This is a genomic window from Mesorhizobium sp. LNJC391B00, from assembly GCF_000502535.1.
Taxonomy (GTDB): Bacteria; Pseudomonadota; Alphaproteobacteria; order Rhizobiales; family Rhizobiaceae; genus Mesorhizobium.
Genome location: NZ_AYWI01000019.1, coordinates 44,034 through 57,044 on the forward strand (window position 1 = coordinate 44,034; position 13,011 = coordinate 57,044).

Annotated in this window: 9 protein-coding genes; 4 read left to right on the plus strand and 5 right to left on the minus strand. The window is 62.9% G+C overall.

Annotated elements, in window-relative coordinates; all coding sequences use genetic code 11:
• Positions 1 to 26 precede the first annotated feature (26 nt).
• Positions 27 to 635, minus strand: coding sequence for a TetR/AcrR family transcriptional regulator (locus X750_RS136370; RefSeq protein ID WP_023748790.1), 609 nt, complete (start codon positions 633 to 635; stop codon positions 27 to 29).
• A 99-nt stretch (positions 636 to 734) separates the two neighbouring features.
• Here X750_RS136370 and X750_RS136365 point away from each other — a divergent pair, with 99 nt between their 5' ends.
• Together X750_RS136365 and X750_RS136360 are read left to right on the plus strand one after the other, a co-directional pair.
• Positions 735 to 1,481, plus strand: a complete 747-nt coding sequence (locus tag X750_RS136365; protein WP_023748791.1) for a 3-oxoacyl-ACP reductase family protein — start codon at positions 735 to 737, stop codon at positions 1,479 to 1,481.
• A 212-nt stretch (positions 1,482 to 1,693) separates the two neighbouring features.
• On the plus strand, positions 1,694 to 3,574 hold the full coding sequence (locus X750_RS136360; RefSeq protein WP_023745073.1) for a murein L,D-transpeptidase: 1,881 nt from the start codon (positions 1,694 to 1,696) through the stop codon (positions 3,572 to 3,574).
• Positions 3,575 to 3,670: 96 nt separating this feature from the next.
• On the opposite strand, the gene X750_RS136355 is transcribed toward X750_RS136360, so the two are convergent.
• From X750_RS136355 to X750_RS136345, 3 genes are all read right to left on the minus strand, one after another.
• Entirely contained in the window at positions 3,671 to 4,141 is a 471-nt protein-coding gene (locus tag X750_RS136355; protein WP_023668992.1) for a hypothetical protein, read from the minus strand.
• A 91-nt stretch (positions 4,142 to 4,232) separates the two neighbouring features.
• On the minus strand, positions 4,233 to 4,847 hold the full coding sequence (locus tag X750_RS136350; RefSeq protein ID WP_023748792.1) for a lysozyme inhibitor LprI family protein: 615 nt from the start codon (positions 4,845 to 4,847) through the stop codon (positions 4,233 to 4,235).
• 207 nt (positions 4,848 to 5,054) lie between these two features.
• Positions 5,055 to 5,312 (minus strand): PepSY domain-containing protein, encoded by a 258-nt coding sequence (locus X750_RS136345; RefSeq protein WP_023726587.1) that lies wholly within the window; start codon positions 5,310 to 5,312, stop codon positions 5,055 to 5,057.
• A 356-nt stretch (positions 5,313 to 5,668) separates the two neighbouring features.
• Between X750_RS136345 and X750_RS136340 the strand changes: the two genes are divergently transcribed.
• Positions 5,669 to 7,441: an adenylate/guanylate cyclase domain-containing protein gene (locus X750_RS136340; RefSeq protein ID WP_023726586.1), complete on the plus strand. Its 1,773-nt coding sequence runs from the start codon at positions 5,669 to 5,671 to the stop codon at positions 7,439 to 7,441.
• A 129-nt stretch (positions 7,442 to 7,570) separates the two neighbouring features.
• Positions 7,571 to 11,893, plus strand: coding sequence for a cytochrome P450 (locus X750_RS136335; RefSeq protein WP_023748793.1), 4,323 nt, complete (start codon positions 7,571 to 7,573; stop codon positions 11,891 to 11,893).
• 7 nt (positions 11,894 to 11,900) lie between these two features.
• Here the strand turns inward: X750_RS136335 and X750_RS136330 are convergent, their stop codons facing one another.
• On the minus strand, positions 11,901 to 12,587 hold the full coding sequence (locus X750_RS136330; protein ID WP_023706835.1) for a Crp/Fnr family transcriptional regulator: 687 nt from the start codon (positions 12,585 to 12,587) through the stop codon (positions 11,901 to 11,903).
• Positions 12,588 to 13,011 lie beyond the last annotated feature (424 nt).

Genomic DNA, 13,011 nt, shown 5'->3' on the forward strand with positions numbered 1-13,011 from the left:
ATTTCCAGCACAAGCTCCGCGCTTTGTCACGCTGTTCCGACCAGCCCCTGCCACGCCGCCATCGCTCCGGCCACTGTGGCCATCAGCGCTTCGCACGAGGCGCCGTCGCGGGCCTGGATCGACATGCCGTGCTGGACCGTCGCATAGAAGGTCGCCGCCGCGTTGCTGTCGAAGCCCGCCGGCAATTCGCCTTCCGCCACACCGCGTTCCAGCCGTCTCAGCAAGAGGGTGTGGTTTTCGGCGCGGCGGCGGCGCAAATCATCGCAGATCGCGCCGCTGCTTGAATCCTGGTGCAGTGCGCCCAGCGCGATGAGACAGCCCTGCGGGCGGTCGTCCTGAGAGTACGCTTTTGCCGTCTGGCGCAGGAAATTCTCGATCGCCTGGCATGCCGTCGGCGCTTCGTCCAGCGCGCTCCAGATCTCGGTGCCTTCGTTGCGGGTGTAATACTCGGTCGCTTCCAGAAACAGCGCCTCCTTGCTGCCGAAGGCGGCATAGAGGCTGGGCGAGCTGATCCCCATCGCCGCGGTCAGTTCGGCGATCGAGGTGCCCTCATAGCCTTTGGCCCAGAACAGCTCCATCGCCTGCCGCAAGGCGGCGGTTCGATCGAAGGTGCGGGGACGGCCTCTTTCCGGCATGACGATCTTTTCTGTGTTGATCGATACATAATTCACTTGACGTCGCCAGGCAAGGTTGCCAGATATTTATGTATCGATCGTTACATAACGGAGAATGACATGTCAGCGAACGGATTGAACGGCAAGGCAGCACTGGTCACCGGCGGCAGCCGCGGCATAGGTGCTGCGATAGCAAAACGGCTTGCGGCCGATGGCGCCGACGTCGCCATCACCTACGTCAACAGCTCGGCGCCGGCCCAAGCTGTCGTCGCCGAGATTATAGCGGCAGGTGGTCGCGCGATCTCCATCCAAGCCGACAATCGCGACGCTGCCGCCATCGAAAATTCGGTCACCGAGGCGGTGAATGCCTTCGGCCGGCTCGACATCCTGGTCAACAGCGCCGGCATCTGGCGCGCGGCGCCGATCGAACAGATGTCGCTGGCCGACTTTGACGAGACCATTGAGGTCAATCTGAGAGCGCCGTTCGTGGCCTCGAAGGCGGCAGCGGCTCACATGGGCGAGGGCGGCCGCATCATTTCGATCGGCAGCAATCTGGCCGAGCGCGTCACCGACACCAGCCTCAGCGCCTATTCGACCAGCAAGGCTGCGCTGGTCGGCCTGACCAAGGCGCTGGCGCGAGACCTCGGTCCGCGCGGCATCACCGCCAACGTCGTTCATCCCGGTTCGACCGACACCGACATGAACCCGGCCGAAGGCCCGCATGCCGAACACCAGCGGCGGAAGATGGCGACGCCCCGCTTCGGCAAGGCTGACGAGATCGCCGGCATGGTTGCCTGGCTCGCCGGTCCAGAAGGGCACTTCGTCACCGGCGCCGCGCTCACCATCGACGGTGGCGCCAACGCCTGAAGCAGCAGCCGCTTTGACCGGTCTGGAGCGGCAACGCCGCTCCAGACGTCACGATGTTGTGAAACCGTTCTGCAACAGGCCTGCGGAAATTTATGGAAGCTTAACGAAATCGGTATGAATCGGTATAGTAGCGCCTTACATCCGCCATGCGGTTGGCAAGATCGTCGAGCGGCGCGGAACGGGAGCCGGCTTGCAGCCGGAGCGGGTGATTAATGAAATTCCTCGGAAATAAAGCCACCGTGATGCCGCTTGCAGTGGCGGCAGCACTGGCCTTCGGTGTGCCGCAGGCAAGCGCGCAGGGCCTGTTCGACATGCTGTTCGGCGGTGGCGTCAAGCACAGGCCGCAAGGCGAATTCCCGCCGCCGCCAAAGCGCAAGCCGAAGCCCGCCGTATCGGGCGGCGGCGGCACCAGGATCAGCAGCCCGTCCTACTACACCTACAAGGCCGACCGGCTGGTGCGCGTCGACTTTGCCGCGTTGGTGGCAGCACCTCCCCAGGTGGCAACAGCTGAAGACGCCGCCTTTGTGCCGTCGGCGACCAGCACTGCCTTCCGCGAAGCCGTTGCAGGCCTTAGTGACTATGAACTCTATGCCGAGCCCGATATCGCCAAGGCACTGATTGCCTATTACTCTGCCAATCCTGATTTCATCTGGGTGAACGAGGGCAATCCCAATGCCCGCGCCCAGGATGCGGTGCGGGTGCTCGGCGAAGCCGCAAGCTATGGTCTCACGTCGGCCGACTACACGCTCGAGGTGCCGGCAGCCAACGCATCGGCAGTCGATGCCGACGCCCATCTGAAGGAACTCGTCCGCTTCGAGATGGCGCTGTCGGCGCGCGTACTGCGCTATGCCCGTGACGCCCAGAGCGGGCGCGTCGATCCCAATCGCATCACCGGCTACTATGAATTTCCGCCGAAGCCGGTCGACATGGAAGGCGCGCTCAAGACGCTGGCCCACACCCAGGAAGTGCGCACCTACCTCGAATCGCGGCACCCGCAGAACGCGGAATATCAGGCGCTGCGCGTCGAACTTGAATCGCTGCAGGCGAGCGCCGAAAACGAAATAGTCGTCGATCCCAAGCTGTTGCTGAAGCCCGGCGAGACCAGCGCCGAACTGCCGAAGCTGCTGACGCTGATCGCGCGCAATCTCGACGACGAGATGGGCGGCGCCTATGGCGAGATCCTGTCTCGTCTCGGCACCAGCGATGTCTATGTTCCCGAACTGGTTCCGATCATCAAGGCCGTGCAGGTGAAGGCCGGCATGAAGGGCGATGGGGTCATCGGCCCGCGCACCGTCGCCTCGCTCGCCGGCGCATCCAAGGCAGACAGGCTGCAGAAGGTGCAGGTTGCGCTGGAAGAGTTGCGCTGGCTGCCGTCCGATCTTGGTAGCCCGCGGGTCTTCATCAACCAGCCCGCCTTCACCGCCAGCTATATCGACAATGGCGAGGAGAAGCTGAAGACCCGCGTCGTCATAGGCCGGACCACCAACCAGACCGCCTTCTTCTTCAAGGAGATCAAGCAGGTCGATTTCCATCCCTATTGGGGCGTGCCGCAGTCGATCATCGTCAACGAGATGCTGCCAAGGCTGCGTAGCGATCCGGGCTATCTCGACCGTGCCGGCTACGAGGTGACCGATTCGCGCGGCAGGCGGGTTCCCTCTTCCTCGGTCAATTGGGGCGCCTACGGCGCCAACATTCCCTACAGCGTGCGCCAGCAGCCGAGCGAAGCCAATGCGCTGGGCGAACTGAAGATCCTGTTCCCCAACAAGCACGCCATCTACATGCACGACACGCCGCAAAAATCCTTCTTCCAGCGCGATATGCGGGCGCTCAGCCATGGCTGTATTCGCCTTCAGGATCCGCGTGGGATGGCGGCGGCGGTGCTCGGCGTCTCGGTCGACGACATCGCCGAAAAGCTCAAGCACGGCCATGCCAGCGAAGACGTGACACGCACGATTCCCGTCTATGTCTCCTACTTCACTGCCTGGCCGGACCTGTCCGGCAAAGTCGAATATTTCAACGACGTCTACGACCGCGACACGCGGCTGATGCAGGCGCTGGACGCGACTGAAGCGGTGCGCTCGCCGACGAGCTGAACCAGCGGAGTTCCTCGTTCAACGAACGAGGAACTCACTTTATCTCTCTGGTTTAATTAGATTTTTGGCCGATGGACGGTCGCCCGTTTCCTGCGATCAGCGCTGGATGAGCGGACGCCGGAAGCCGGCGTCGCGGCCCGCGATCAGCCAATAGACCAGACCGGCTACGAGGCCGGCGGCGGCGATGATGCCGATATCGGCCCAGCGTCCGGCATCCTCTTCCGCGGCCGGCCAGACCAGGAAGAAGCCGGCTGCAGCGGCAGCGGCGCCAAACAGCATGTGCACCAGGAAATTGCGCAGGGCAAAGAATTCGGCGAGCAGCGCGAAGATCAGCGTCTGCAGGCCGGTCAGCACGATCGTCAGGAAATAGACGACCATGCCGAGCGGCGGCCACAGCAGCACGACAATGGGCGAAAATTGCATGGCGCCGAAATAGTCCGGCGCGTTGGGCAATACGGCGAGTGCGCAATATATCGCCACGACCGCGAACAATCCGATCAGCACCGAAACGAAATAGCCGGCAAGCATCATCAGGATGCGCTTCAAAACATGCTTAACCATGGCCATGCACCCCCGTGCCCTGCAACTGTTACGCGCACTCAGCCATCAAAGGCGGACCGGCGCAAGAGTGCATCCAGCAGTGCTTTGCGGCAAATCTTCAGGCGCCGCCGCATAGATGTTGTGAATCCGGCAAAACCCATGTGCCTTTTATCGTGAGGTCGACGCCGTAATAGACCCGCCCGCGCTCGTCGGCCTGCGGACAATCCCTCGGGATCGAAATCAGGCACATGACGACAGGATCGCCGGCTTTCGAACTGGCAAGGCCAGGCTCCCGCTCGTAGGAAACCCCGGCGCCGCCATTGCTGAACCGCGCCAGGCTGCCGGCTTCAGGGCCGGCGGTTTCCAGCGGGTCGTCGCCGAGCCGCGTCGTCAGCGCGGTGATGTGGGTCAAGGCGCATTGGCCGATCGACGAGGGCAGGGGCTGGTCGGGGCTGCCCGGATGGCGGGCCGCGGTGTCGAGCGCCTTCTTGCCGATCAGGGCGATGTTGTAATCCTGCACCCAGGACGGCGCATTGCCGTAGGTCTGCAGCGCATTGTTCTGGGCGCTGACGATGCAGGCGGCATCCTGCCCACAGGCGTTCCTGTCGTCGATGAGCGCACGGGCGATCTTGCGCTTGTCGCCGCCAAAGGCTGGCTCGAAACCCGTAAAGGCCTCGGCCACCAAGGCATCAATTGCCGACAGTTGCGGGTCGGCACAGATCGCCTTTTCCACCGGCAGGCTGGCTTTGCGGCAGTCGAAGGATGGCCCGTCGGCACGCGCTGGACCAAGGCAGACCGCCGCGCCAGCCAGTGCAACGACAAGCGCAAGCGAGTTGGCATCGATTCAAAGAAAGCATGGTCGCCCCGTTGTCCGACAACTGCCACCATCGTAGGCAAAAAACGCGGCGGACGGAATTGCCGAAGCGGTGCGGTATCGGCGCTATTTCGGTTCGGCGGTCACGGGATCGAAGGTGATTTCGACTTTCGCCTTGTCGGCGGTGTAATAGGTCACGGTGTAGCCGTCCTTGTCCCAGTCGACCTCCTTCACATAGCGAAAGCCGTCGCGCTGCTCGACCTTGGCGATGATTGCCGACAGTTTCTGGGCATTCGTCGGCGGCAGCGGGCTGTCATCCGCGGCAAAGGCCGTCGAGCCGGCCAGAACAACGACGACACCGGTCGCCAGAACAAGATTTCGCATGATTACCCTCATTTCACGTTGGCTGAACCGCACCGGAAACTCGCAGGCAGCACAGTTTGTTCCGATAGCTGACGTCGCGCAGGTTCCGTGAAGCCCTGGATAGCGGCGATCAGAGCGACGGCACGCCCATATTTGCGCCAACGGCCGGCCAACCATGAGTGCTGCCACGGCCCGCGCTGGACAACCCGATGGTGGTAGAGCTTTGCCAAAGACCCTGCTAGACTTCTGGTCCTGGCGGGGTGGCATGGCGCGCCAACCCCGCCGGAATCTTCATCTCTCAGCGCGCGGCGAAGTGTTTCAGGAACGGGTCGTCGCCTGTGCTGGACCAGAACCAGAAAGGGAGCGGGGGCTCGAACATGGCTGTACGGAACTACACCCGTCAGCTGGCGACAATCATTTCTATCGATGCCGTCGGGTTCTCGAGGCTGATGGGCATCGACGACGAGTCTGCTGTCGCGGCATTCGAGGAACGGCGCGACATCATCGCCGACAGCTGTGGCACATTTGGCGGCCGCACGTTCGGCGACGCCGGCGACAGCATCATGGCCGAGTTCGGCAATCCGATCGAGGCGTTGCGCGCAGCCTTTGATTTCCAGGGCCGCATCGTCGCCCTCAACGCCGAGGTTGCCGACGATATGCGCATGCCGTTTCGCGCCGGCATCAACACCGGCGACGTCATCGTGCGTGGTGGCCGCCTCTACGGCGACGACGTCAACATCGCGGCGAGAATCCAGGAATTCGCGCCGGGCAACGGTCTCGCCGTTTCGGAGACGACCTGGCACCATGTGAAGGACAAGACGGCGGCCGATTTCACCGATCTCGGCGAATTCATGCTGAAGAACATCGCCTTGCCGGTGCGCGTTCTGATCGCCGGCCGCAGCGGCAACGGATCCTCGCCGGCGGCGTCGTTCGCGGCCATTCCCCAGGCCAATGCGCAGCAGAAGCTGTCATCCAAGGGGCCGCCGGCGATCGCCGTCCTGCCCTTCCACGCCGATGGCGGCGAGCATGACATCGGCTACATGGCCGACGGCATCGCCGAGGACATCATCTATGGTCTATCCAACACCAGATGGCTCTCGGTCATCGCCAAGGGCTCCAGCTTCCAGTTCCGCGACGACACGCTGGGCACGCGGGTGATCGGCAACGCGCTCGGCGCGCGCTACATCGTCAGCGGCACGCTGATGCGCAATGGTGGTCAGATCCGCCTCAACACCTCGCTGGCCGACGCGTCCAACGGGCGGCTGGTGTGGTCGCAGCGCTTCGATCGCGATCTGGTCGACATCTTCAACCTGCGCGACCAGATCGGCGCTGAGATCGTTTCGATCCTCGACAAGGAGGTCGACCGGGCGGAACAGGCACGCACCTTCCAGGTTCCCTGGGAAAGCCTGGAGACCTGGCAACTGGTGCGACGGGGCCGCTGGCACATGAACCGGCGCACCCGCGGCGACACCGAAACCGCACTCGAGTTCTTCCAGAAGGCCTACCGCGAGGACGCCAACTCGAGCGCCGTGCTCAACGAACTGGCGTGGTGGTATTTCTGGCGGGCATGGCTGCGTTTCGGCGACAGCGACGATTTGAACAAGGTCGAGCAGTTTGCCCGCAAGGCGTTGCTGGTGGACAGCCTGGATGCGCGCCCGCACGCCCATCTCGGCGCCGTCGACATCATGCGCGGCGAACCGCGGTCGGCCGTCGACCATCTCGAGGAAGCGATCCACATCAATCCGAGCTTTGCCTTCGCGCGCTCGGCCATGGGCAGCGCCCAGCTGCTGCTCGGCAATGCCGCGACCGCGATACCGTTCTTTCTCGATACCGAGCGATTGAGCCCGTTCGACCTCTACCGCTTCCACAATCTGGGGGAACTGACGGCGGCCTATTGTTTGGTCGAGAACTGGCCGGCGGCGATCGCTGCCGCTGACCGCTCGCTCAACCTGTCTCCCGGCTATTTCTATTCCAGGTTCCTGAAGATCGGCGCGCTGATGCGAAGCGGCCGGCCGGAACAGGCGCGGCGCGAGATGACCATTTTCACCACCCGGCATCCCGATTTTTCAGAACAGCGTGTGCGCTGGATACCGTTCACCGACAAGGCCGCGAACGAGATCCTCGTCGCCAATTTCCGACTGGCCAAATGAACATGGCGTCAATGCTGGCTGGAACATGGACCAACTGTGAAAAGATTCACATACGTGCAACCGATGCAAACCTAGGCGTTGAACGGCCGGCATCGCAATAACGTGGATAGCCGGGGGGCTTGAACGCGCATGACCGAACTGAAGTATTTCGACGCTATTCGCGCGGCCCAGAAAAACCAGCGCCCGCTGTCGGAAATGCCGCCCTTCGATCTCGGCCGGATCCGGAAGACAGGGCTGATTGCGCGCATCGTCGGGTCTCTGGCCGAAGACCCCCGCTGGGCGCTTTCCTTGTTGCGGCGTTTCCGGCCGACCGGCAAGCTCTTCGGTGTTCTCGTGGTCACCAAGAACGCCGATGTCCGCGACATATTGGAGCGCGGCGACGAATTCCAGACCCCATACGGCCCGGAAATGACCGAGCTTGCCCGGGGATCCAACTTCATCCTCGGCATGCAGGACGGCGCCGACTACCGGCGCATGAAATCGTCGGTGCTGAGTGCATTCCCGCCGGCCGAGGTCGAAGCCGCCGTCAGGCCGATCGCGGCGCGTCATTCGCAAGAGATCATGATGCGCGCTAGCCCCGGCTTCGATGCGATCTCCAGGTTGATGAAGATCGTCCCGGTGCACATCTGTCGAGATTATTTCGGCGTCGAGATCGACGATGAATCCGAATTCGCCGACTGGGCGATCGCGCTGAGTGCGCTGTTCTTTTCGGACCCGACGGCGAGCCCCGTCATGCGCGAACTCGCAGTGGTGGCGGGCGACCGTCTTCTCAAAGTCATCGATCGCTCCATCCAGTCGGCCAGGGACCGGGGCTTGAAGGCCGAGCAACCGCTGGCGAGGCTGGTTGTCCAGATGGATCAGGGCCGCCTGTCGCGGGACGACCTCAATTCGATCATGCTGGGCATGATCGCCGGCTTCGTCCCGACCAATGTGTTGGCCGCCGGCAATTGCCTCGACGTGATCCTGTCGCGGCCCGACGCACGGCAGGCTATCGATGCCGCATTGGCCGAAAACGATACCGCCAAGCTCGACAGGGCCGTCCTTGAAGCCATGCGCTTCAAGCCGATCTGGGTCGGCCCCTGGCGCTACACGGCCCGCGACGCGATCATCGGCAAGGGTACGCGCCGCGAGCGCCTGGTGAAGGCCGGCACGGTGGTGATGCCGGCGACGCTGTCGGCGATGTTCGATGCCGACGCCGTGCAGAACCCGGACCAGTTCGACACATCGCGCCCGCATCGCGACTACATGGTGTTCGGCCACGGCATTCATCAGTGCATCGGCGCCGAGATCGCCAGGATCCAGATCGGCGAAAGCCTGCGCGCCCTGTTCCAGAAGCAGGGCGTGCGCCGCATGCCCGGCAAGGCCGGGCGCATGACCCGCATCGGCGCCTATCCCGAAACCCTCAAGGTCGATTTCGAACGGGCAGAACTCTGCCGCACCGTAACGCAGTCTATGGTGACGGTGGTCTGCCCGGTCACCCGGTCCGCGTCGCTGGATGCTGTCCGCGACAAGGTTGCCAGCCTCGGCAACCCGGCCGTCGAAGAGATCCGCACCGCGCTCGACATTGCCGGCACCGTCCACTTCACCAGCCTGACCGTGGTCGGCACCGGCGAGATCGGCGCTGATTCCGGTCAGGAAAAAGGAGCTCTGGTTCTCGAGATTTCCGGTGACGGCAGCATCGACGATGTCATCGATGCGGTCACGCACGCCATCGGGCACCGGCTGCGGCCGATCTTCAAGGATGTCTGCGATCTGCGCGATGGCGGCGCATTGAACGATTTCCTGCGCAAGCACAATGTCGACATATCGCCGTCCTTCGGCAGCAATGCCGGACTGGTGTTTTCGGGCACGCCGGGGCACTCGGTCCAGCGTATCAAGGCCGAGCAGCAGCTTTTCGAAGCCGTGCGCGACATCGTCGAGCGGCCACGCAAAGGGGCCGGCAACGCTCCTGCCGTGCTCGCTGAAGTTCGCCAGCGTGTCCAGTCATTAGGGACGTTTGCCTGGGCGTTCGAGCCGGCCGAAAGCCTGCTCGAAAAGCCGCCGGGTCATTGGGGCCGTGCCCTGATGACGACGTTGCTGGTACCACCGGTCTTCGTCACGGTGGCGATCATCTGGGCTGCTTGCTGGTACATGACCTACAGTGTGGTGTTCGGCAGATCTATCGACATCAGTTCCCAGGAAATCTCCTTCACCGCCATAGCGGTAGCAATCACCTCACTTCTGTTGTCGGGACTTGGAGTGTTGGTGGCAGCGGCGCTGCTGGCGTTTTCGTGCTTGCTGGCACTGCGACGCCGCGAGGACAGGGATCGGCCGGAAAGCACATCGATCGGCATATCTGAATTGAACGCGATACTCGTCAAGGAGGGCCACGCGGCACAAAACCATCTGACTGCGATTTCGACGATGAAGGCCGGCATTCTGCGGCGGCTGGCGCTCAGGTTTTCTTTCTACCTGATCTCGATAGCTGCCCAGAAGGTATTCAAGCCAGGCTTCCTCAACACCATCAACACCATCCATTTCGCCCGCTGGATACTGCTGCCCGGCTCCAACCGATTGATGTTCTTCTCCAACTACGGCGGCAGCTGGGAAAGCTATCTTGAGGACTTCATCGCCAAGGCGTCCGCTGGCCTGACCGGCGTGTGGAGCAACACCGTGGGCTATCCACGCACACGATGGCTGTTCCTGGACGGCGCGCGCGACGGCGATCGTTTCAAGCGCTGGGCGCGGCGCCAGCAGGTGCCGACCCTGTTCTGGTACTCCGCCTATCCGCAAATCAACACAGAGCGCATCCGGATCAATTCCCGGGTCAGGCGCGGCATTGCTTCCGCCGTCGGCAACGAGGCGCGCGACTGGCTGAGCTTGTTCGGTTCGCTACGGCGCCCGGCGAGCGAAACAACCACCGTTCAAAAGACCACTTCGCTGCTGGCCAATATCAGCTCTGCCTTTCCGGCGCCTCTCGAACAGCAGCTGGAAACCGGCGAGATCCAGTCCATCTTCTTCGGCCCGCTCGGCCCGCTCGCTTATTCGCATATGCTTGCGATCCGGGTGCCGGACAAGTTGCCGGCGCCCAAGCGCAGAGCCTGGCTCGATTTCGTTGTCGAGCAGACGAGTTTCGGCGAAGGCAGGCCCGCCGGGCGCGCTATGATAGTCGCCTTTGGTCCCGGTGGCCTGCGGCAGTTTGGGCTCGACGAGGGTGTGGAGGGCGATCCACTGGAAACATTTCCGATCGCCTTTCGCCATGGCATGGGCAACCCCGAGCGTGGGCGCATACTGGACGACCGAGGCCGCGACGGCCCGGACGAATGGGAGTGGGGGTCGCTGGAGAACCCTGTGGACCTGGTCATCGTCTGCTATGCTGAAGACCCGGGACGGTTGAAGACCGAGATTGCCACCGTGAGACGAAAGACGACCGGTGCAGGCATGAAGGTCGTTGCCGAACTGCCGCTCGCCGTAAACCGGGGTCCGACCGACACGAAGACGAAATCGTCCGACGGGGCAAAGCGTGACGATCGGTCGGAACGTGGGCCAGCCTACGAGCATTTCGGTTTCGCGGACGGGATTTCGCAGCCGATTGTCCGGGGCACGACCCGCGCCAGCAGGGGCGCCGCGCCCATGCATCTGGTCGCGCCCGGCGAGTTCCTGTTCGGCTATCGTGATGAGCATGGGTTCTATCCAGCCTCGCCCTCGGTAAGCGCATCACGCGATCGGACTGGAATCCTTTCGCAGGTGCGCCGTAGCCGGCTGATTCCGGGCCTGCCGCCACCGCCGCGCGATTTCGGGCGCAACGGTTCATTCCTGGTTATTCGCCAGTTCGAGCAGCACGTCGACGTCTTCAACAACTACTGCAAAAAGGCTGCAGCCTTGGTCGCGAGCCAACTCGGCAACCAAGCCATCACGCAAGACTGGATTGCCGCCAAGATGCTCGGCCGCTGGCAGAACGGTAGCTCGCTGGTGCGCAACCCCGATCATCCGGGACGCGTCATCGACAACAACTTCGCCGCTGGCGCCGAGGATCCGCAAGGCCATCGCTGCCCGCTTGGTGCCCACATTCGCCGTTCCAACCCACGCGACTCGCTGGGTGAGGACCGCGATACGCAGATCAATATCGGCAAGCGCCATCGTATCCTGCGGGTCGGCCGCACCTATCAGAAGCAGGACGGCAAGAATGGCAAGGTCGAAAAGGGGCTGCTGTTCATGTGCCTCAACGCCGACATAGAGCGCCAGTACGAATTCATTCAGCAGACCTGGGTTTCGTCGGCCACGTTCCAGGGCCTCGTCGCTGAAAAGGACCCGACGATTGGTTCGCGCGGCGGCGATGGCAGGTTCACCATTCCGTCATGGGAAAAGGTCACGACGCTCCGTGACATGCCGCAATTCGTCACCACCAAGGGGGGTGGATATTTCTTCATGCCCAGCCGCTCGGCGCTGCGCTACCTGATTTCGCGGCTCTGATTCGGCGTCAGTCGTCGTCCTGCGACTCGGCGATGTGGCGCAGTGCCCCGGTGTCGGTGATGCGCAGGCCGCCGCGTTTGATGGCAATGAACGAGCGGTTGCGCCAGTCGTTGAGCGTCTTGTTGACGGACTCGCGCGTGGCGCCGAGGAACTCTCCGAGTTCCGATTGCGAGATCGGGATCCAGCCGGCGCTGTCGGCCATCACCTTGGCCAGGAAGACCAGGCGTTTGGCGAGCCTCGCCTCGATGCCGAAGAAGGCCTGGTCGCCGAGTTCGCCGCTGACCCAGCGCAGCCGGGCGCACAGAAGTTCGATCATCGCGCGTGCCAGCGGTGGATTTCTCTCAATGCGATCAAAGAGTTGTGTCCTGCTGAGCGAAACCAGCTCGCAAGCGGTCAGGCAGATGGCGGTGGCGGTGCGTGGCCGCCCGTCAAGCGCGCCGATCTCGCCGACGAGGCTGCGCGACAGCTCGATATTGGCCACCAGCTTCTGCCCGCCAGGCGAATAGATCGAGATTTCCACCGTGCCGCTCATCACCCCGTAGATCCGGTCGGCGGCGTCTTCCTGGACGAACAGATGCTGGCCGGCGGCGTAGCGCTCGGCCTTGCAGCCGCTGAACAGGATATCGAACAGCTTTGGATCGATGCGTGCTAGGCGCGGCAGATCGTTTCTGTCGTTTGGGCCGCCAAAAGCCATGTTCCAAATTCCCAATTGCCGCAATCGGCGAAGTTTAAGGGCCGAAGTCTAAGGCAAGAGTGCACCGCGTCAAAGGCCGGCGTTCATCCCTTGCGATTACGCCTTGTAAAGGCTTGGCGCAGTGGTCGCGCCCAGTGCCTGGCTCGTGCCGGGCGGAAAGCCGCCTGCACGCGCGGCGAGAGGAGCCGCGCGTGCAGGCGCCAACTGATTAAAATGGTTAGGTGATGATTAAAATGGTTAGGTGATAAAATTTCTGTAAAACCGAGCGGCCGCAATGGCCTTTCCGCCTGTTGCGATAGCTGGGCGCAAACAGCGTGAGCGTCTGTGACGGAGATCACATACAGCATCGCTGAAATAATGCGAGCGTCATACATCGCGCGAGCGACTGCGGGCAAAGAGACATGCCGACGTTGCGCCCCGGTCA